Below are 21,209 nucleotides of genomic sequence, written 5' to 3'. Positions count from 1 at the left end.
TGTAATAAAATAATAAAAAAGCTAAAAAAAATGAAACTTGCAACAATAGTAGATAATATAAATAGTAGAGATGGACAATTGGTTGTGGTCAGCAGAGATCTGAAAACTGCCGTTAAAACAACTGAAATAGCCAAAACAATGCAGGAGGCAATTGATAACTGGAATGTTGTAGAACCTCAGCTACGTAAAGTTGCAGAAGATCTCGAAAAGGGTGTATTGGAGAATACTTTCGGGTTTTCAACAGCTCACATTATGTCACCGATTCCAAGAGCCTACCACTGGGTAGATGGAAGTGCGTATGTAACGCATGTTGAATTAGTAAGAAAAGCAAGGGGAGCAGAGCTGCCAGCTTCTTTTTGGGCAGATCCGTTGGTTTATATGGGGGCTTCGGACGCTTTTATTGGCCCCAATGATGATATTCTGGTAGAAAACGAAGAATGGGGAATCGATTTTGAAGCTGAAGTTGCTGTAATAACTGATGATATTCCTGCCGGAACAAAAACAGAGCAGGCTCAAAAACATATCAAGCTGGTTATGTTGGTAAACGATGTAACCCTGCGTAATTTGATTCCAAACGAATTGGGTAAACAATTTGGATTTTACCAGTCGAAACCTTGGACGAGTTTTTCTCCCGTTGCTGTTACTCCTGATGAATTAGGGGCTTCATGGGATGGTACAAAAGTTCATTTGCCATTGACTTCTACATTAAACGAAACTAAAATAGGATCTCCCAATGCCGGAATTGATATGACATTCGATTTTGCCCGTTTAATTGAGCATGTTTCAAAGACGAGATCTCTAACTGCCGGGACAATCATAGGTTCCGGAACAGTAGCCAATAATGGCAGCCCTGATGGCTCGAGTTGTTTAGCAGAAGTAAGATGCCTGGAAACCATACAGAACGGTGCTCCGGAAACACCTTACATGAAATTTGGAGATACAATCGAAATAGAAATGCTTGATCAAGAGGGAAACTCTGTTTTTGGAAAAATAAAGCAAAAAGTAGTTCAATATTTTCCGGGCTAATTGTATGGAACCCTATTTTGTGAATGGAAATTTTCCTTTATTAAGAAAAGATGGAGTATATACTATCGGCTATGCGTTCATTACAGGAGAATTTTCATCTTTAAATAAATTAGCATATTTATTAAGCGGAAAGGAAGAAAAAGAGTATCATCATTTCAGATTTGAAAAGAGGAAGATAAGCTATATTTTAGGAAGGGCCTCCGCAAAACTGGCGATTTCGAATCTGTTGCCTGATATCCAATCCAGCTCTATAAGTATTGGACATGGTGTTTTTGGATTTCCTGTTGTAACCGGATTGTCTGAAAATATAAGAGTAAGTATTTCACATTGCTCTAACCTGGGAGTAGCATTGGCTTTTCCAGAAGAACATCCTGTCGGAATTGATATTGAGCAAATTGACTTTAAAAAAACAGATCTTATAAAACAGTTTGTTACGCTGGATGATCGTAATTGCTTTCCCGGTATCACTGAAGCTGAAGAAGCTTTTATGCATTGGAGTGCTATGGAGGCATTGTCAAAAATTTTAAATACAGGCTTAACTCTTGACTTTAAATTCCTGACCTTAAATAAGTCCAGACCTCTTACAAATGATGTATGGGAATGTCATTTTAAAAATTTCAGCCAATACAAAGGGATTATGTTTAAAACAGTTACCCATGTGTGTTCAGTTGTTATTCCTGCTAAATCAGAGATGGAATTAAACAGTATAATAAGGTTTAAAGATCATTTGATAAAGGTACTTTCAATGAATACGGAAGGTAATATTCCAAAAAGCTGTATATAATACCTGAAGTTTATGATCTTATTATATTTTTAAAACTCTTTATCCATAAGGATTAAATAAAGTTTAGGCTTTACGGATTTCGTAAAGCCTATTTTTGTGATAAAGTGAGAATCCCAATTGAGATGCTTTCAGAAATCTAATTCCCGAGGAGGCCTTTAAACCTCATATGAACGGATAGAGCTGGATGAAGATCTTTTATCCAGGAACACCATTTTAGCCAGCTTAAGAAATACTACTTTTTGAGTCTGATCTGTCCAATTCTGTCTATAAAATAGGGATAAGATAATAAGTGGTATCAGAATTGCAACTATAGGAGTAATCACACTAAATCTAATATTATGGCAACAAAAACAGTAACAAGAAAAACATCTGCAGCCAAATCGGCAACCACTAAAAAAACAGCGAAGACTCCTGCAAAGAAAAATGCAGCAAAGGAACTGAGAGACCTGTTTGAAGATGGAATGAAAGATATCTATTGGGCTGAAAAGGCATTGGTAAAAGCTTTGCCAAAAATGTTTAAAAATGCAACAGACAAAAAGCTTAAAACAGCCATTGAGAATCACCTGATGGAAACACAAATACATGTGAAAAGGCTTGAAGAGTGTTTTAAATCTATCAAAAAAAGAGCACAGGCTAAAAAATGTGATGCTATGCAGGGGCTATTGGACGAAGGTAAAAGCATCATGGAAGAAACAAAGCCCGGTTCTGTAAGAGATGCCGGAATTATTGCAGTGGCACAAAAGGTGGAACACTATGAAATTGCAACCTATGGAACCCTTGCAGCATATGCAAAGATTCTCAAAGAAAATGTATGTCTTAAGAATTTCCTGGCCACACTTAATGAAGAAAAGAAATGTGATAAGCTCCTGACGAAGGTTGCTGATGTAGGATTAAACAGTAAGGCACTGTAATCCATCATTTCTCATATACTTAAAAATATCTTCCTTTAACGGAGGATATTTTTTTATTTTCTACTCAATAAAATGATAAAGGAAAACTACATCACCTGTATAGGCAGGCTTTATCTGATTTTTAATCAATAATTTCGCTTCAACAACGGCTTTTACTGTACCTTTAAGGTTGGTGACTGATTTTACTGTGGCTTGCAGCCTCACTTCACTATTTACAGGGACAGCCTGTCCGAACCTGAGATTTTCTATTCCGTAGTTGATTTCCATTTTTACATTTCGTACCTCTGCAATCTGTTTCCAGAGATAGGGAATGAGGGCTAATGTTAAATAACCGTGAGCTATGGTGGATTTAAATGGACTTTCCTTTTCCGCTCTGTCTTTGTTGACATGGATCCACTGATCATCTAAAGTTGCACCGGCAAATCTGTCGATCTGATCCTGATTTATTTCATGCCAGCCGGAAACACCAATCATTTTGCCCTCCAGAGATTTATAGTCGTTAAAACAATTTATAACAATCATATTATATTCTTTGTTTTTACAGGAATTTTTTCATGTAGTGAAAAAAAAATTTATACCAATGGCATTACGAATGCCTTTTAATATTTTCTGAATTGTATCCTATTCAAAATACAGTACAAAAAACAGGCTAAACCATAAAAAAGTAAGTTTTTAAGCCCATAAAAACCTCTCACATGGTGTGAGAGGTTAAATGAACATTATAGAAAATAAAAAGTAATCTAACTTGCATCAATGTTCTTTTAAACATTAGGTCCGAATACTGATAGTATATGGATTTTGAATTTGTAAAAATGAAACTGAGGTTGCAAGGTTATTATTTATATACCTTCAATCAGGGTTTCAATTATGCTAACTTAACGTTAATAGCATTTAAACCTTTGTCGCTTTTTTGAACTTCAAAAACTACTTTGTCGTTTTCACGAATTGCTTTTGTACTTAATCCTGAAGAATGTACAAATATATCCTTACTCCCATCTGCAGGAGAAATAAATCCGAAGCCTTTTGCTTCATTGAAAAATTTTACTGTGCCTTGTTGCATTGTAATTATTATTAAAAATTGTATATTTTAATCTGTAACTCACAGATCTTATTTATTAAATTGTCTGACGGCTATTTTAAAGCCTATCAGGTTTTGCATATTCTTTTCCAACATGTCTGTTCATTTTTGCCGATGACGTTACAGGAACAGCCATAACTTCTACAGGGTTACTGAGAATTGTTTCAGAAAACTTTCTTATGCTCAATGACATAGTTGAAGAAAAAAACAGCGTTTGTCTTTTCCGTGGAATTAACTGTAAGATTTTTTTTACATCATTCATCAATCCCATATCAATCATTCGGTCTGCCTCATCCAAAACAAATATTTCAATTTTGGACAAATCAATATGTCTTTGATTGATCAAATCTAAAAGTCTTCCGGGAGTAGCGACAAGTATATCCACTCTTTTTCTTAAGGCAGCAAGCTGACCTCCTATTGAAACTCCACCAAAAATAGAAAGCTGTGATAATGGCAGATACTTACTGTAAATACCAAAGTTATTTTCAATCTGTATTGCTAGTTCCTTGGTTGGAGTAAGTATTAATGTTCTTATTTCTGAGTGATCGGGAGTATATTTTTTAAGTAGCTGTAAAATGGGCATAACAAATGCTGCTGTTGTTCCAGTTCCTGTCTGTGCACATCCTATAATGTCATTTCCAGCTAAAATATAAGGAATAGCAGTATACTGTATTTCAGTAGGCTTAGCGTATCCCGCTTCTGTAACAGCACGAATAATTGGATTGATTAGGTTTAAATTCTTGAAGTTCATTATAAAATTCCCCGGCCTTCCGGTAGTTTGTAAACAAATCTGTTTATCAGTATTTGAGTGGGTATATTGTGATAAACAAAAAAGGAATATTCTTGTCGGCTTATCATGGTTTGCTTTAGCTGTAGCAATAAGACTAAAGTATTATTGATGAACCTGCAATAACATATCGCTCCTATTTACAATAGGACTTTTATAACCTTTACTACTTTATTTTGAAATCAAGATTATAAATTGGCAGCTGAAAAAGCAAAACTGAAAGAAAAAATTGTGATTTTAAACTATTACAGAATAGCAAAGGCAGTGGCCTGTTTTATAAATACATCACAAACTTACGATAAATAAAATAAACAATACTATGTTTAATTGGTTGATTATCAAAAATATATTCGTAGCTTCCGCCCGATGCAGATTTATATAAGGATTAAACTGGCTCAAACCATTATAATTTCAATAATTTTTTGTATCGTCTTCCTGATTAGAAAAACTCTTCAAATATTAAATATTTAAGTTCTATATCATTAAAAGAGATTTGTAATATTATATATTTGTCAGTAGATATTACGAAACTAACCTGAAACAAAACTAATAACGCACTCAGATGTTTAATCAGTCATTTATTAAAAAATCAATTCTTACGGCATCAGTATTTTTATATTCTTCTGTTGTACTTGCACAAAAAGCACCATTAAATATATTACCCTCAGGGCATCTTATTGTGCAGGCTGAAGTAGAAGGGAAAAATGGAAATTTCATTTTCGATACCGGAGGAGGAATTAATCTGTTCCTGGGAAATTTTCACAAAAACTTTCCTCAGAAAGAATCCTATAACTTTCTAACTGCTTTCCGTGCTACCGGTGAAAAAATGACCGTTCCTATCTTCAAATCAAAAGAGGTCATTTTTAACGGCAAAAAATTTAAAGATATTTGGTATGCTACTCATGAAATGGAAATCAAAGGAATTGACGGCTTAATTTCTTTGCCTATGTTTTATGACACGGAATTTATTATTGATTATACCACTAAGGAGATCATATTTCCTAAAGAAAAACTAAATGGCAGTAAAGTGTTGGATATCCAATTAAGTACTAATGCAGACCAGTCATTGGATATTTCAACGTATATTCTTGTCAATGATATTTACAAAATCAATGTTCTTCTGGACTCTGGGGCAGGCAATGATTCTTTCTGGCTTAGTGAACGTCTTATGGGTACTTTGGGTATTAAAAAAGAAAACCTGCAGCTTATCGAAAAGAAAAGTGAATTTGATCCTTCAATTGTCAATAAGTTTTACAAAGGAAGCATAAGCTCCGTTTCCAATTCGTTTGTGAAGGTAGAGAAGCCTAATGTACTTTTTGTGGAGGGATTAATCTATGAAGGGAAGACAAGTATCAACTGGCTAGGGAAGAAACTTGGATTTAACCTTAAAGAAAAGAAAATCTATATTTTAGATTAATTTTTTTAACTTATTGACTGGTCCTAATTGATCTGTATGTGTATTTAGGACTGGTGTTTTCTTTTTATACCGCTAGTTATGGCGTCTGTTGTAGATTAAATACGGTGCCTGCGGGGTCTGTAATCCAGTGCATGTTTTCCGGAAGCTCTTCGATTTCGTCACAGGTTTCTACACCATTTGATTGCAGATATTCTGTGGCTTCTTCTACATTAGGAACCGTCAGCTGTAACCATGTTTCTGAATGGGTATAATTATCTACACAATCTAACCAAATAATATTATTTCCAAACTTCACTTCATGAGTTCGGGAAATTGTAGGATTATCAATCCTTTTTTCTTCTACAGTAAGTTTTAAAATATCTCTGTAAAAAGCAACTGTCTTTTCATACTTGTTTTTCGGAATTTTAATGGCAATATTGATCCCGGCTTCAAATCTTGTCGTCATATCTGATGTTTTTTCAATTAATTTCATAAAGCTATTAAAATGATTCTTCAGTCAGCCTGTCTTATGACAAGATTTGTTAGTTGTTTACTGTTTCTGTACAAAATAAAAAACGGGCTTCCAAGGAAAACCCGTTTTCTGTTTTTAAGGTGATGGATCAGATTTTATATTTTCACATTGATATAATTGATCCAGATCTGTTCCCTGTCTTTAGTATCATTAAAATTCTGCAGCATGAATTCCCGGTTATATATTACTTTCTCACTGAAATATAATTTCCCATTGACATACACTTTTACTTTTTCCTTCAGATCCACAGCTTCAGGGGATATGTTTACTGAAAAAGATTTAATATCTGATGTTTCAATCCGGAAAACATTATGATCATATACTGCTTTTATTTTACCTGATTTTCTTGGAAAATCAAATGCTTTTTTATCAACTTGTTTGGCAATCAGGCTGTCTTTGTCATCATAAGCCAGCCATTTGTTTATTGTAAAGTTCAGTTCTTTATGCTGGCGGATTGTCTTGTTTAAAGTATCTAGTTTTATATCGGAAATCCAGTCAATATTTCCATATCTGTTATCATCAAACTCCCATGAAATTTCTTTTGGAAACGGATTTCTTTTTCGGTTTTTCAGGTCTTTAAAGAGAATCTGATAGGCAGGTTCCGATTCATTAAATTGAGGAAACCAATGAGGAAATCCATTATAACAGTACTCTTTGTAATCGGCAGATATTCCGTTCATCAGTTTTGTAAAATCATCGTTGGCATTGGGCGGATAGTAGTAATCATTATCTGTTGAGAAATTAATAAACGAGCGGTTTTTAATATTCTCTACAAAAGTTCCCCCTGTAAAAACTTTTGGATAAGTGTTGAATCCATAAAATCCTGAAAATTGTGTGGGCTGTTTCATCAGATAGGAAAAAGAACCTGTTGCTCCGTTCGAATGTCCTGATATAAAAACTTTATTATCATCAATATTTATGGACTTTTTGATCTGTTTAAGCATTCCGGGAATCATAAAAAAACCATGGTCAGACAACATCCAGTTATATTGTTTACTAGCCCTTGGAAAGACCAGAATCACATCATCCGGTTCTGCATATTTTGTATAATACCTGTTCCAGCCGCCTAAATTCCAATCAGCCCTCTGGTAATCTATCAGTTCATTATTTCTTACCGCACCATGAAGAAAAAAGAGTAAAGAATATTTCTTTTGAGGATTATAATTTTGGGGCAGATGAATAATAAACGAAGTGGTGGCAGAATCATTTATTTTGAAAGCAATAGAGTAGTCGCGATCCTTTTTTGGCTCATAAGGGTTGAAGTTTTTGATTTCTCTGTACAAAGCCTCTGGATTTTCAACTGTACTAAGGGTGCTTTTATGGGTGTGATAAAACTCAGTTTCCCTTTCCTGTAGCTCATTATAGAACTGTTTTTTGTATCCGTACGCTTTTTGTTTCAAAGCATTCCATGCCGGATCTGAAAGCAGGTTTTTATATTCTTTTTCAGCATTTTCACCAAAGATATAGCTCCAGCCGGGATAATTGTCTCCGTCACCTTTTATTTGAGAAAGTGGGATAAGATACTGAAATGCCTTTTCATTATTTTTCAGTGTTGAAGCCAATACCGATGCATTATACAGACCTTCTCCGTCTATATTTTCAGGATACATTTTAAATGCTTTTTCATATAGGGCAAGTGCATTTCGGTACCCGGTCTCATCTTTGGCTTCCTCCATTAATTCTGATGCCTTTTCAGTTAATTCAGAATATTCTTTCTGTGCTTTTGCAAAAAAGCTGAACAGAATCAAAAGCAGTACAGTATAATATTTCATAGATATTGTTATCCGGCAAAAATAAAGACAACAGATCAAAAAACTTGTAAAAACAGAAAATTACTTTCGCAAGACAAAAAATAATCATACAACGCTGGAAACTGAAAATATGATATTGACACAGGTCTGAATCCCTATCAGAACATATTTTAAATATTTTGATGAAACCATAATTTTGCATCTCCTTTAAAAAAATAGATTTACTTTAATGAAAAGCAAAGGTTTTATAGGCTTTTTAATGTAAAATAAGACCTTGTTTTCTTAATTTTATCAGATATTTTATATTATTGAGTAGACAAAAATTAATTTAACTTTGTCAATTGAATAATATGTTACGATTATTAAATATTTATTAATAATATTATATTGTTTAAAACTAATAAAAGAGACTTAAGAAAACAGAAGATTAATTTAGCTGGCAGTAGACATGAAATATAAATTCTTAAATTTTAAATTGAGGAAGGTTGTTCATTACTCATTGATTATGTGTATTCTATTGATACAGGTAATTATAGGCGTATTTTTTTATAATGAGGTTGTCAATGAGAAAAAGCTGCAGTTTATCAAGACACAGCTTGAAGATAGCAGGGCTCTCGGCGGATTAACGGATAATTCAAGAAAGGATTTTATGGATGCCCAGGAGCATCTTCAAAGATATATGGCCACCCAGGATAATAAGGATCTACAGCTTTATTTTGAATCCCTTAGAAAACTGAAAAAGAATTTTGATAAGATCGGGGAGTATGAAAATACAAGCCCAAGACTGAAAAAAAGCCTGGCCCAGAAGAAAATGGATACCCTGAAGGTTACCAAACTGAAAACACTTATAGATTCTGTATACGAATCTTCTCTGAAAGCTCCTGCAAAGATTGAAGATAAACAGTACGAGCCGGAAAAGTATAAGAATGACTTTGAGAACTTCAATGTACAGACCCGTACCTATGCTGATACGATCAAGAAGAAAGGGTTTATGGGACGTTTAAAAGATGCCATTACAGGAAAAGTTAACGTTCAGAAAGAAAGTACAGTCATTACTTTAACAAATAATAAAACGATAGACCTTTCCAATGTAAAGACTGAAATGAATAAGGCTTTGAAGTCTATGGATAAGCATTATGCGGCGGAAGTAAAGAAAGCACAGCAGTATGCCATCAAAAATCAGCGTGAGAATATACAGTTTTACAGTAATTTCAGTAAGCTGCTGGTCTATAGTAATGGATTGATCGATGTATATGAAAATGCGATCAAGGATTTCAAATCTGAACTCGAAAAAGAATATGCCAAGCAAAGCTCTGACAATAATAAGATCAGAAGATATCTGGTACTTGGGCTGATGATTCTGATGTTCATCGTATCTATTCTGATCATGTACTTTACAAGAGTAGCTTTTATCTATGAAAGAAAACTGAATGCTGCCAATAAGGAAATTAAGAACAACCTGAACTTCAAGAACAGGATCCTGGGAATGCTGAGCCATGATTTAAGATCTCCATTGAAGATCATTAATATTTTTATTGATAAGATTTACAGAACAACAGGAGATGAGACAATTAAAGATTATCTGAAATCTATTAAATTTACCAATAGTACTCTGCTTTTACAGTCCAACCAGATTCTGGAATATACAAAGAATCAGGATGCTGAGAAGAAACTCATAAAGTCTGTTTTTAACCTTAAAGATGAAATTGGTTCTATTGTAAAAGTTATTTCTCCTTATCTTGAAACCCGAAATAATAAGTTTGCGGTAACGGACAGGATTCCCGAAGGAATAGTGGTATTCTCTGATAACATCAGAATTAACCAGATTTTTATGAACATTCTTGGAAATGCCAATAAGTATACAGAAAACGGGAAAATAGATCTTGTTATGGCAACAGAGCCATTGGGAAATGATAAAATTACCCTGATCACAACGGTAGGAGATACCGGAGTGGGAATTTCAGAATCTGATCTTAAAAAGATTTTTGATCCTTATTATCAGGGAACTGTTTCAGATGAGGTGGATAATCTTGGAGTAGGACTGGGATTGAACCTTGTTAAGGAAATTGTAGAATTGTTTGAAGGAGAAATTTCGGTTTCCAGTAAATTACACAAAGGAACACAGGTAACATTCAGGATCAATTTAAATATCAATAATAAATAATGGAAATGCCAATTGAAAACAGGGAGATAACATTCCTTTTAGCAGATGACCACAGTATTGTAAGACAGGGAATGGAAATCGTTATTAGTGATATAGCTCCCAATGCTAAAGTGTATCATACTTCATCTTTACAACAGGCTGTGGAGCTGGTAGAGACAAAAGGAATTGAAATTGCCATTATTGACGCACATTTTCCGGAAGGAAACAGTCTCCACATTTTACCAAAATTGAAAAGTATAAATCCGGATATTAAAATTCTTGTTTTTACAGGACTTGAAGAAGATCTGTATGCTCTTAAATTTATAAAAGCCGGAGCTAATGGGTATCTGAGCAAGCTGAGTGAAGAGGATGAAGTAAGACAGGCCATCTCAGTTTTTATCCAGAAAGGAGAATATTTCTCTGATCTGACAAGAAATTTATTGGTACAGTTTATTTATAATCCAAATGTAATAAGCCCGCTTAGCAGTTTAACCAAAAGAGAGCTGCAGATTGCAGAATTGTATGCCGAAGGATATGGCAATCTGGAAATTGCAAATAATTTAAATATAAAGCAAAATACCGTAAGCACTATCAAAAAAAATATCTTTGAAAAATTGAAAATTGAAAATCTTGTTGAGCTCATTGATCTTATCAAGACCCATCATAAAATATAGATCCACTAAGGGATATTCCGCACTTCTTCATCCATTTTAAATTTTTATCGATAAATATCTATATAATGTCCGATATGTATCTACGGAGTTTGTAGATGATATTATCCTGCGATGTTGTTACTTTGTAGTATAAAATTTACCAAATGAAATGCGAATGCTTTTTTTAGTTTTTTTCACTTCATGATCACAGGTAAATGAAATAACTGTAAAAATAATAAACTATAGTTATATAAAACACAAGTGATGAGAAAGAATTAATAAGTGATGAGATTAATATAGAAGCGTATGAATGACCTTAAACGTGGATTTCTTGAAAAAACCAAATGATAAGAAAAAAACACAAATTACTATAAAGAAATCCAGGGTGTGGTTACTAGTACAACTAAAAAGGAGGCAGAAAAGCCTCCTTTTTTTGTTTTAGTATTCTTGCAGTAAAACCAATGAGAATCTATCTTTAATTGGAAAAAACCGGAAGATAGTAAGCCATTGAAACCTATTGATTAAGCACTATAGTAAATACTTATCTGAAAGTAACTTCTATCTTCCGGCTTCCATCTTTATTTAAACTTTTGAATAGCTTCCGGACTTACAGGCGTAAAGAAATTAATCAGATTCCCATCCGGATCCCGGAACAAGAGAGAGCGATTGCCCCAAGGCATTGTGATAGGTTCCTGCACAATATGATCTGTCAGATTTTTAATTTTTTCAAATTCAGCATCTACATCAGCTACTAAAAATTCGATAATGCTACTGGTTTGGCCTTTAGATTCCGTAAAATCTTCACCACCAAACATTTTCATGGTATGGGTGCTTCCAATAGCTATAGTAATGGAACCGGTAGGAAGTTCAGCAAAATCTTCCGTATACCATTGTGCATTTTGTCCTATTGCTCTTTCATAAAACTGAACCGATTGCCTGATGTCTTTGGTAATGATTCTTAATGATGTTAATTTCATAATTCTGTATTTAAATAATTGATTACAAAATTAACAACAGGGTATGACAACAGTCTGTCAGGAGTTTTTTGAAATGGAAACTATTTTTCCTAAATATAGGCTGCTAAGCGGTTTATTAATAAAAGTTAGCAATATGGATGAGTTGCTTAAAGTTAAGAATCTGTATTTTTCTTCCTTCCGATCTGATTAGTTTTTCCTGCTTAAAATCATTAAGAATACGGGCCAGGGTTTCTCTGGCGGTTCCTACCATGTTGGCGAGGTCCACCCGGGATAAAGAGATCAATACCTCTTCTTCCTGGAAGTTATTGGATTTGTATTTGTCATGCAGGATCAGCAAGCTCAGTGCAGCCCGCTCTCGGACAGTACGGTGAGATAAAACTGCAATAAGATTGGCCATGACACTGAACTCATGGCTTAAAGACTTTAATAACAATCTTGAAAAAACCGGAGATTGGTCAATAATTTCGAGAAAGCTGTCTTTTGAAATAAATGATATGACAGAATTTTCAAGAGTGGAAGTAGTATCTCCATAAGATTCCTGGCTCAAAATAGCAGAGTATCCGAAAAATTCCCCGGAACTGTAGATATAAATGATTTGTTCCCTTCCATCATTATCTACCTTATATTTTTTTATCTTTCCTTCATTCAGATAATAAATTCCATTGGGTTTTGTGCCATCCGTAAATATCGCTTCGTTTTTGCGGTAGTTTTTAGTTTTCATTACCCTTATAAGTAAATCCTTATCAGACTCAGGCAGCTCATCAAAAAGGTACTGATTATTGAAAATAAATTTTGAGATCATAATTTTTCTACGCAGGCTGTTGAATAAACGTCCAGTTTGTAACTTAAATCACATTTTAAACCGATATAAATCACCAGACTTTCTGCCTGAACGAATTAATTTTACAAAAGTAATAAAATAGATTTTGAATGGGGCGGAATACTCGTTTGGGTCTTTATAAGGCAGTGTTTATCCCATTCAGAACTAAAAATATCTTGTAATGAGATTTTTTAATAAAACTCATTAAATGTATACCACCTTACCCATAATAAGGAGGTAAAAGAGCACTGGATAAAAATTTAAGTTGACATGTTTTTCACAGCGATTGCTGGCATTTTTAAATTATTTTTTTTTACTTATTTATTTTATCCAGTTGTTTTTTGTGATTCTTTTTTATGATGATCTCTCGAAGCTCCTCAGAAGAGTTCTTTATATAAATTAATAAAAATAAACGGTTATCCCAATACTCTGGAATAACCGTTTTTATTGTAGCTATAGAAAATCCTATTGAATCTGTGTAACAAGAGATCTTACCGTATGTGCTGAGAAATATCCCAAAGCTCCGTTATCGATATTACTTGGCGGATTGGCAGGTGTAACACTCCCGCCGTAGCCTTCCGAAATCTTAAGAAGTGCGCTGTAATAAGTGAATACATTAGTGTCGATAGACTGCATTTCAACCAAAATAACATCTCCGGGTACTACTTCGTGATCTCTGCCTTTATTATCATCATTAGGAAGTCCTAAAGTCCATTGATTAGGTAATCCGTTGTTTAAATTATCAGAAAGTACGCTGATGTACTTTTTAGGTAAATTATTGATGGTAAAGCTGAAAAGATAACGGTTGCCCAATTCTGCAGGATCATTAAAAACAGGAAGAAGGGTATAGCTTTTCTTACTTCCGAACATAAAAGAATCCTGTACAAGACCCTCCAAGTCCACAGCCTGTGGCATGGTGCTTTGTGCGGTATACTGTTTCCCTTCTGCTAAAACTTTAAGAGTATAGGTTCTTCCCGGTACTCCGAGAAAGGTACTTGTTTTATATTCTCCGTCACCTGTATACCCCAGTGTTTCTGTTTGTCCGGTATTATCACTTAAAATAACCTGAGCGTCTGTAACAGCCGGATATTGATTAGGCTGGGCAAAACCGACAGTCTTGGTGATTTTTACAGTATATGAACCATTTTTATCAGTGACATTTCCTTCAATGACAATGTTTCCGCTCTGGTCATTCAGATCCAGATCGATCTCTTTTTCACAAGAAGTTAATGTAAATGCAGATAATATGATAAAGAATGCTTTTTTCATGATTTAAAATTTGAAATTGTAAGTGATGTTAGGTACCCAACGGAAAAGTGAAGTCTGCATGGCGCGGGTGGTTCCCGGGTTGTTTGGATTGTCTTCGAAAGTAATGGTGTAAGCATTTTCACGGCCATACAGGTTATAAATTCCGAATGTCCATGATCCGCGGAAACGTTTATTTGATTCCGGTTCGTAGGTCGCACTAAGATCCATTCTGTGATAAGCAGGCATTCTGTCAGCGTTTCTGTTGTTGTATTGGAATACAGTCTGTCCGTTCAGTTCATATTTTCCGACAGGGAAAGTCACTGAATTTCCTGTACTGTAAAGGAATAATCCAGAAAGAGTCCATTTTGAATTAAGCTGATAAGTAGCTACTATGGAAAGATCATGAGTTTTGTCCATTCTGGCGTTGTACCATTGGTTATCATTGATTCCGTTGATCTTTCTTTCTGTTTTGGATAACGTATAGGAGATCCAGCCTGTCAGCTTTCCGCTTTTCTTTTTGGCGATAAGTTCCAGCCCGTAAGCTCTTCCTTTCCCGAAAAGCAGTTCACTTTCTACATCTTCAGCAGTACTGAATCCGATCTGCGCTCCGTTTTTGAAGTCGATCTGGTTTTGCATAGATTTGTAGTAGACTTCTGCGTTCAGTTCATAATTATTGTTCTTGAAGTTTCTGCTGTAGCCAACACTGATCTGATCTGCTATTTCAGGCTTTACAGAGTAACTGCTTCCGATCCACTGATCGGTAGGATTTCCACTGCTGCTGTTGCTTAAAAGATGAAGATTCTGGGTATTTCTTGAATAACCTCCTTTCACGCTGCTTACCTCATTGATGCGGTAATTTGCTGTAATACGCGGTTCCAGGTTCGTATATGTTTTCCCGAATTTACCTTTTTCTAAATATTGACTTTCCGAAAGTTCTCCATTTTCATAGGTATTGAAAGTATCTCCACCCAATACACTGAATAGAGAAAGTCTTAGTCCATAATTAATGGTAAGTTTTTCTGTTGCTTTGAAATCATCATTAATATATAGAGCATTTTCCCATGAATATCTCGGATTTCTTGAATAAGAATTCACAATCGTTCCCGAAGCACTGCTTGGAGTAAGCGTATGGTAAATAGACTGCAGACCGAAGCGTACGGAATGTTTGTTTCCTGCAAACCAGGTAAAGTCCTGCTTAAGATTCCAGTCCTGTATCTTTGAATTTAATTTGAACTCACTCTCATTATTTTTCAGACCGATTTTATAATCATAATTACTGTAGATTAATGAGGTATTCGAGAACAGTTTACTGTTGATGATACTGTTCCAGCGTAACGTTGCTGTAGTATTTCCCCAGTCGGTTGAGAAAGTATCTCCCAGTCCCAATACATCCCTTCCGAAATATCCCGAAAGATAAATACGGTTATTCTCATTGATCTGATAATTGGCTTTCAGGTTGAGATCATAAAAGTATAACTTATTGTCTTTGTAGTCTTTGGAAGATTTAAGAAATAGGTCGGCATACGTTCTTCTTCCGGATACAATAAAAGATGATTTTTCCTTCTGAAGTGGTCCTTCTACACTCAGCCTGCTGCTGATCAGCCCTATTCCTCCGTTAATATTGTAATTTTGATTATTTCCGTCTTTCATTTTCACATCCATTACCGAAGAAAGACGTCCTCCATACTGGGCCGGGCTGTTTCCTTTGATAATACTGGCATCCTTCAGAGCATCACTGTTGAAGGTACTGAAAAAGCCAAGCAAATGCGATGCATTGTAAACAGGAGCCTCATCCAGAAGAATCAGGTTTTGATCCGTAGCACCCCCACGAACACTGAAGCCGCTGCTTCCTTCACCGTTACTTTTAATACCCGGCAGAAGCTGTATGGTTTTCATAACATCCTTTTCACCAAACAATACAGGAAGCTTCTCTATATTTTTGATATTTAATGTCTCAGTCCCCATTTGAGCACTGGAAAGATTTTTATCCTTCTTGACTCCGGAAACCACCACTTCATCTATGGTATTGGATTTTTGCTCTTCCTGATTGAGGAATAAATCCAGCTTTATGTTCTGATCTACTTTGATCTGCTGCTCAAAATCTCTGTAACCCGGATAGGAAATGATGATGGTGTGATCTCCTTCTGGCAATGATAGTGAGTAAAACCCATATTCATTAGCTACAACACCTATTGAAGGATCATCGCTTACTTTTACCGTTACACCAATCAGCAGTTCGCCGTTTTTTTTGTCTTTCACTGTTCCGCTTACAGAACGGGTTTGCTGCTGAGCCATCACCAGAGTGCTGAAACAGAGCGCAGCGGTGGCTGCGGTAATTTTGAAAAAAGATATTTGCATTAGTTTTTGTTAAAGTAGTAGATCTCTTCTATAGAACTGAGTTTATTGTTTCCTGCTGATTAGTTGAATGAATAGAAAATAAGTTACACACAGAAGCTTTATTATTTGAATAAATTAATTTCTGATTCGTCTTTTTTATCGACCTTCATTAAATCCTGGGCAAATATAGCAGAACTTATGTAAAACATATTAATTATCTAGACTAATTGTTCTATTTTTTCTTTCGGTTATAGAAATATAGAAGATAGATTGTATTTAATCGCACTAAAAATTTATATTTTTGAAAATCAAATTTTTAAAGTGAAATCACAATTCATATTATCAGAATGAAAAGTATAGGAGATTTAAAAAAATGGATGAGGGCTCATTGGTCTACAGTGATTATGACAGTTTTACTGATCATTGTATTGATTAGTCCTGACGCCAAAGCATGGCTGATGAGACAGGTGGCGTCTACAGGAATTCTTAATTCCAGTATTTCTGAATCTGTGGAGAAATCAGGAAATAAAGCTGCTTATACAGGGCTGATGCTGAAAAATGAAGACGGAATCCTTATTGATCCCTCTCATCTGAAAAATAAAGTTGTCTTTATCAACTTCTGGGCATCATGGTGTCCTCCCTGCCGGGCAGAGTTTCCATCAGTTGAAAAACTCTATAATAAGTATAAAACTCATCCGGATATGGTCTTTCTTACAGTAAACCTTGACGATAATCCTTCTCTGGGAAAAGCCTATTTAAAGGAAAAAGGATTTACGGTTCCTTTTATAACTCCTGCAGGGACTATTCCGGGAGAACTTTATAACGGTTCATTGCCTACTACTGTTGTACTGGATAAAAAAGGAGAGGTCCGTCTTCATCATACCGGAGTGGCAGATTACAGCAAAGATTCTTTTTATCAGGAGATTGATTTATTACTGAAATAATACCATGAATATTCTTAGGGACTGGAGAATTGCTATATTGAGCTAATGTTAATGAATAAGACATGAATTTGTACACCTTATTTTCCTTTCATCCGAAGGAAGACTTTTATTTTTCAGTGATTGATAAGCAGGGAAATATTTTTAATAAATTTCAGCTTCCCGAATACAGGGAAACGACTATTAGAAATAATTGCATTCCTATTAAAGAAGAATTTACAGATCAGCATTGTTTGGATTTGAATGACTTTTTAAAAGGATATGATATTTATACCTGCTATACAGGTGGAGTAGGTGATTTATTTTCTGAAAAAGCAATGGTAGCTTTAAAAGACGAACTTCAGGGGGAAATTGAATTTATTCCCTGTATGCTGAAAGGCGAGCCTATACCTGTCTATGCAGCTTTATTCCTGAAATCAGCTCCTATTGTAAAAGATTTTGAAGGAATGGGTTTCAGCTTTGAAGATATCCCGTTGCCGGATGTAAAATATGCTGTTCAGGATGAAAATAAAGGGCTTAAATTTGTTACTCAGGCTTTTGTAAAGCTTGTAAAGAAATATGACCTGAAAATTGAATGTAAACTGAGAACTCACGATAAAGCATAGCAATAATGTCATTTAAAATACGATCCATTGAAGAAATAGTAGCTGAAATTTTAAAGGAAAAAGGAAACGTACAGAATTTTCCCAAAACCATTGATTTTCCTTTTCCCGAATACTATAAAAAGCTGGCTCCTTTAATCAAAACAACAGAGATTGCATCGGAAGCTATTTTGTATAATGCTGTTGAAGCAGTTAATCAAAATAAGGAATTTATACTGCCTGATTATTGGTGTTTTGCCGGGAATGGACAGGGAGATCAATGGTTTCTGGATAGAAATGGAGTTGTTTTCTTTTATGATCATGATTATGATGAAAAATTACAGTCCATGCATATCAATTTTGAACAATGGCTGCAGATGGCACTCATTATTCAGCAGTTGGATGTGTACTTTGAGGAGCATAATGAGATTTCAGAATCTGTGAGACAAAGGTTTTACGATGCATTGAATGTTATCCATACTAAGCTGGGTGAAAATTATCCTTTTGAAACTTAACTTTAGCATGAATAATGTTCTGAAGGTTGTAATGTCTGGGGAAATGGACTATTTTTGATTCGAAAGAAAGTTATTTAAAAACATCAATACCATTTTTCATATTTCTTATGAATGTAGACCAATTGAAGGAAAAGGCACAACCCATGATCCGTAAGGCACAGGTGTTTGTTTCAGCCAATGATTCCAATGAAATCATCGCTTATGCGAATGAAAACGAACCAGTTCGTTTTCTGATAAAACATTTAGATCAATGGATGGGGCTTACGGAAGAGCAGGATGAATTCAGCTTTTTACCGATTGATATAGAATCGGTTGATTTGCATACATACACTGCCTTAGAAGAAAGAACAATAGAAATTTACCCACCATTTGAGACATTAATGCATTATGGTGATGAGGAAATTCAGAAATGGATTACCGAAAATGATGGTGATAAGAATGACTTGTTCAGCTTATTTGCTTTTGCCTCCGATGAATACACAGATATCTGGATGGATTCTCATCCTATCTATTCCAATGATGGGATTTTTGCTTATCAGGGTGGTTGGGCAATGACCTGGCCGGAAGATGATGTTCCTATGCAGTGGAATGAAGATCTGGAGTTCCTTTTTCAGATCGGATTACAAGATGAACCTTTTATAGAAGTATTCTATGACAAAAAGAACTCTTCTTATATCTGCGTGGAACGTAATACATAAAAAAGATGGATAAGCCGCTGTAATCTTCCTCGTGAAAAAACAGTATTTTTATATCCTAAGAAATAGAATATGCCTGACCGGTTAAGAGTTCATATCGAAAAAGTACTTCCTCTTAGTGATGAAGAATTTGAATATATATCTTCCTGTTTTACCTATAAAAAATATAAAAAGCATCAGTTTTTAGTACAAGAGGGAGAGCTTGTACCCTACAATTACTTTGTCCTGGAAGGTCTTCTGAAATTAGTATATACTGATGATACCGGAAAGGGGCACATCATAGGATTTGCAATGGAAGACTGGTGGGAAACTGATTTTCCTGCTTATTATCAAAGCAAAAAAGCAACCATGTCATTGGAATGCATAGAGGATGTGGAAGTGTTATGTCTTACCCTTGAGGATTACAGAAAAATCTGCAGTATTCACCCTAAAATGGAACATTTCTTTCTGGAAAAAGCCTATATGGGATTTATTTCTGCACAACAACGCATTATTTCTACCATGACTACCGGGATAAAAGAGCGCTATGAACAGCTCTTGAAGAAATATCCGTCTCTGGTACAGCGTGTCCCAAAATCATTACTTGCTGCTTATCTGGGAGTTTCCCGGGAAACTCTGAGCCGTTTATCAATATAAACTGTGATCTTTCTCACTTGATAATCGTGATTGCGGTCACGGAATTTTGCCATACCTATTCTGCAATTTTGCACAGTAACGTATAACAAAATTCAACAATGAAAAAAAGAATTATAAACCCATGGAAATGGCAAAATGAGAGAAGCTATGCACAGGCTGTAGAGGTAAAGAATGTAGAAAGTACTTTATATTGCTCAGGGCAGGCAGCTATTGATCCGGATGGTACTTCCAGTAATGAAGATATGAAAAGTCAGCTGGAGCAGGCAATAGCAAATCTTGAAGAAGTAATTACAGCAGCAGGGTATGAGTGTAGAGGAATTGTAAGATTAAATATCTATACCACTTCAACTCAGGAGTTATGGCCTCATTTTCCTGTTCTTCAGGAATGGATTGCAGTCCATAATATTGAGCAGGCAGTTACGATGCTTGAAGTCAATGGGTTATTTGAAACCTTGAAAGTGGAATTAGAAGCCACAGTTGTTAAATGATCTTTAGTATTGCTTTAAAACCTAGCCTCCAATGTATTTGGAGGTTTTTTCTTACCTTTATATTGATTAATTTCTAATCATTACTGAACAATGAATATTCAATTTTTTTCAAAAAATGCACTGGTAGGAGGAGCTACGCAGGGAATAGGAGCAGGAATAGCCATTGAACTGGCAAAATGTGGAGCCAATGTTACCATTATGGCCCGCAACGAAGCAAAGCTTAAAGACTTTATGGCTTCATTACCCATTGTAGGTCCCGAGCAGAAACACCAGTATCTGGTGGTTGATTTTTCAGATTTTAATAATTATAAAAAGAGTATTAGAGAATACTTTAATACAAATTCTATAGATATTTTGGTGAATAATACCAATGGTCCGGAGCCAGGACTGGCGCTTGAAAAAAACACTGAAGACTATCAAAAAGCCTTTGATCTTCTTTTTAAAACTGTTTGTGAAACTACTTTACTGGCTCTTCCTTATATGATTTCACAGAAAAAGGGCCGTATCATTAATGTTTCTTCACTTTCTGTAAAAGAACCTATCGGGAATCTGGCACTTTCTAATTCTATCCGTTCAGCTGTAGTAGCATGGGCAAAAACTCTATCCAATGAAGTGGCTCAGCATCATATTACCGTCAATAATATTCTGACCGGGTATTTTGATACAGAACGTATTCAGAAGCTGGTGAATCATGAGGCAGAGCAAACCAATGCATCTTCAGATGAAATAAAAAAAGCCCGTGAAAACAAAATCCCGATGAAAAGGTTCGGAAAACCTGAAGAATATGGCCATCTGGTAGCTTTCTTAGCTTCAGAATATGCGTCTTACCTTACCGGAACAAGTATTCCTCTGGATGGAGGACTGAATAATACATACTAAAATAGAGTTGGACACTGGAAATTACTGCCAG

General features: G+C 35.2%; 22 protein-coding genes. 13 read left to right on the top strand and 9 right to left on the bottom strand.

The features are described 5' to 3' along the window. The first annotated feature begins 30 nt into the window (after nucleotides 1–30). The 3 genes from DRF65_RS19395 (at nucleotide 31) to DRF65_RS19385 (ending at nucleotide 2,721) form a co-directional block, all read left to right on the top strand. Nucleotides 31–1,026 carry a fumarylacetoacetate hydrolase family protein gene (locus DRF65_RS19395; RefSeq protein WP_115972396.1) on the top strand — a complete coding sequence of 332 codons (996 nt, stop codon included), beginning with the start codon at nucleotides 31–33 and terminating at the stop codon, nucleotides 1,024–1,026. A 4-nt stretch (nucleotides 1,027–1,030) separates the two neighbouring features. Next, on the top strand, nucleotides 1,031–1,810 hold the full coding sequence (locus tag DRF65_RS19390) for a 4'-phosphopantetheinyl transferase family protein (RefSeq protein ID WP_115972395.1): 780 nt from the start codon (nucleotides 1,031–1,033) through the stop codon (nucleotides 1,808–1,810). Between the two features lie 338 nt (nucleotides 1,811–2,148). Continuing rightward, nucleotides 2,149–2,721 carry a YciE/YciF ferroxidase family protein gene (locus tag DRF65_RS19385; protein ID WP_115972394.1) on the top strand — a complete coding sequence of 191 codons (573 nt, stop codon included), beginning with the start codon at nucleotides 2,149–2,151 and terminating at the stop codon, nucleotides 2,719–2,721. Between the two features lie 60 nt (nucleotides 2,722–2,781). On the opposite strand, the gene DRF65_RS19380 is transcribed toward DRF65_RS19385, so the two are convergent. From DRF65_RS19380 to DRF65_RS19370, 3 genes are all read right to left on the bottom strand, one after another. Continuing rightward, nucleotides 2,782–3,243 carry a MaoC family dehydratase gene (locus DRF65_RS19380; protein ID WP_115972393.1) on the bottom strand — a complete coding sequence of 154 codons (462 nt, stop codon included), beginning with the start codon at nucleotides 3,241–3,243 and terminating at the stop codon, nucleotides 2,782–2,784. 343 nt (nucleotides 3,244–3,586) lie between these two features. Continuing rightward, nucleotides 3,587–3,781, bottom strand: coding sequence for a cold-shock protein (locus DRF65_RS19375; RefSeq protein WP_115972392.1), 195 nt, complete (start codon nucleotides 3,779–3,781; stop codon nucleotides 3,587–3,589). Between the two features lie 76 nt (nucleotides 3,782–3,857). After that, nucleotides 3,858–4,550 carry a DEAD/DEAH box helicase gene (locus DRF65_RS19370; RefSeq protein WP_228438813.1) on the bottom strand — a complete coding sequence of 231 codons (693 nt, stop codon included), beginning with the start codon at nucleotides 4,548–4,550 and terminating at the stop codon, nucleotides 3,858–3,860. A gap of 598 nt (nucleotides 4,551–5,148) precedes the next feature. Between DRF65_RS19370 and DRF65_RS19365 the strand changes: the two genes are divergently transcribed. Continuing rightward, complete coding sequence (locus tag DRF65_RS19365; protein WP_115972391.1) at nucleotides 5,149–6,003, top strand: pepsin/retropepsin-like aspartic protease family protein; 855 nt, start codon at nucleotides 5,149–5,151, stop codon at nucleotides 6,001–6,003. A gap of 76 nt (nucleotides 6,004–6,079) precedes the next feature. Here the strand turns inward: DRF65_RS19365 and DRF65_RS19360 are convergent, their stop codons facing one another. Together DRF65_RS19360 and DRF65_RS19355 are read right to left on the bottom strand one after the other, a co-directional pair. After that, nucleotides 6,080–6,475: a VOC family protein gene (locus DRF65_RS19360; protein WP_228438811.1), complete on the bottom strand. Its 396-nt coding sequence runs from the start codon at nucleotides 6,473–6,475 to the stop codon at nucleotides 6,080–6,082. A 134-nt stretch (nucleotides 6,476–6,609) separates the two neighbouring features. Then, nucleotides 6,610–8,286 carry an alpha/beta hydrolase gene (locus DRF65_RS19355; protein WP_115972390.1) on the bottom strand — a complete coding sequence of 559 codons (1,677 nt, stop codon included), beginning with the start codon at nucleotides 8,284–8,286 and terminating at the stop codon, nucleotides 6,610–6,612. 484 nt (nucleotides 8,287–8,770) lie between these two features. On the opposite strand from DRF65_RS19355, the gene DRF65_RS19350 reads away from it, so the two are divergent. Together DRF65_RS19350 and DRF65_RS19345 are read left to right on the top strand one after the other, a co-directional pair. Continuing rightward, on the top strand, nucleotides 8,771–10,429 hold the full coding sequence (locus DRF65_RS19350; protein WP_228438809.1) for a sensor histidine kinase: 1,659 nt from the start codon (nucleotides 8,771–8,773) through the stop codon (nucleotides 10,427–10,429). Beyond that, nucleotides 10,429–11,082: a response regulator gene (locus tag DRF65_RS19345; RefSeq protein ID WP_115972388.1), complete on the top strand. Its 654-nt coding sequence runs from the start codon at nucleotides 10,429–10,431 to the stop codon at nucleotides 11,080–11,082. The genes DRF65_RS19350 and DRF65_RS19345 overlap by 1 nt, the downstream gene beginning before the upstream one ends. Nucleotides 11,083–11,639: 557 nt before the next feature. On the opposite strand, the gene DRF65_RS19340 is transcribed toward DRF65_RS19345, so the two are convergent. From DRF65_RS19340 to DRF65_RS19325, 4 genes are all read right to left on the bottom strand, one after another. Further along, nucleotides 11,640–12,038, bottom strand: a complete 399-nt coding sequence (locus DRF65_RS19340; protein WP_115972387.1) for a VOC family protein — start codon at nucleotides 12,036–12,038, stop codon at nucleotides 11,640–11,642. Nucleotides 12,039–12,153: 115 nt separating this feature from the next. Then, entirely contained in the window at nucleotides 12,154–12,840 is a 687-nt protein-coding gene (locus DRF65_RS19335) for a Crp/Fnr family transcriptional regulator (protein ID WP_115972386.1), read from the bottom strand. 483 nt (nucleotides 12,841–13,323) lie between these two features. Next, nucleotides 13,324–14,127 (bottom strand): DUF4249 domain-containing protein, encoded by an 804-nt coding sequence (locus DRF65_RS19330; RefSeq protein WP_115972385.1) that lies wholly within the window; start codon nucleotides 14,125–14,127, stop codon nucleotides 13,324–13,326. A 3-nt stretch (nucleotides 14,128–14,130) separates the two neighbouring features. Continuing rightward, nucleotides 14,131–16,464: a TonB-dependent receptor gene (locus tag DRF65_RS19325; RefSeq protein WP_115972384.1), complete on the bottom strand. Its 2,334-nt coding sequence runs from the start codon at nucleotides 16,462–16,464 to the stop codon at nucleotides 14,131–14,133. A gap of 326 nt (nucleotides 16,465–16,790) precedes the next feature. Here DRF65_RS19325 and DRF65_RS19320 point away from each other — a divergent pair, with 326 nt between their 5' ends. From DRF65_RS19320 to DRF65_RS19290, 7 genes are all read left to right on the top strand, one after another. Continuing rightward, nucleotides 16,791–17,387, top strand: coding sequence for a TlpA family protein disulfide reductase (locus tag DRF65_RS19320; RefSeq protein WP_228438807.1), 597 nt, complete (start codon nucleotides 16,791–16,793; stop codon nucleotides 17,385–17,387). Nucleotides 17,388–17,449: 62 nt separating this feature from the next. Further along, entirely contained in the window at nucleotides 17,450–17,989 is a 540-nt protein-coding gene (locus DRF65_RS19315; protein ID WP_115972383.1) for a hypothetical protein, read from the top strand. A gap of 5 nt (nucleotides 17,990–17,994) precedes the next feature. Then, nucleotides 17,995–18,480, top strand: coding sequence for an SMI1/KNR4 family protein (locus DRF65_RS19310; protein ID WP_115972382.1), 486 nt, complete (start codon nucleotides 17,995–17,997; stop codon nucleotides 18,478–18,480). Between the two features lie 107 nt (nucleotides 18,481–18,587). Next, entirely contained in the window at nucleotides 18,588–19,178 is a 591-nt protein-coding gene (locus tag DRF65_RS19305) for a hypothetical protein (protein ID WP_115972381.1), read from the top strand. Nucleotides 19,179–19,247: 69 nt separating this feature from the next. After that, nucleotides 19,248–19,811, top strand: a complete 564-nt coding sequence (locus tag DRF65_RS19300) for a Crp/Fnr family transcriptional regulator (RefSeq protein ID WP_115972380.1) — start codon at nucleotides 19,248–19,250, stop codon at nucleotides 19,809–19,811. A gap of 98 nt (nucleotides 19,812–19,909) precedes the next feature. Continuing rightward, nucleotides 19,910–20,299: a RidA family protein gene (locus DRF65_RS19295; protein WP_115972379.1), complete on the top strand. Its 390-nt coding sequence runs from the start codon at nucleotides 19,910–19,912 to the stop codon at nucleotides 20,297–20,299. A gap of 90 nt (nucleotides 20,300–20,389) precedes the next feature. Then, entirely contained in the window at nucleotides 20,390–21,178 is a 789-nt protein-coding gene (locus DRF65_RS19290) for an SDR family oxidoreductase (protein WP_115972378.1), read from the top strand. Nucleotides 21,179–21,209 lie beyond the last annotated feature (31 nt).

It is taken from the genome of Chryseobacterium pennae, assembly GCF_003385515.1.
Taxonomy (GTDB): Bacteria; Bacteroidota; Bacteroidia; order Flavobacteriales; family Weeksellaceae; genus Chryseobacterium; species Chryseobacterium pennae.
Note: the sequence above shows the minus strand (reverse complement) of the source record. Positions and strands in the feature narration are given on the sequence as shown.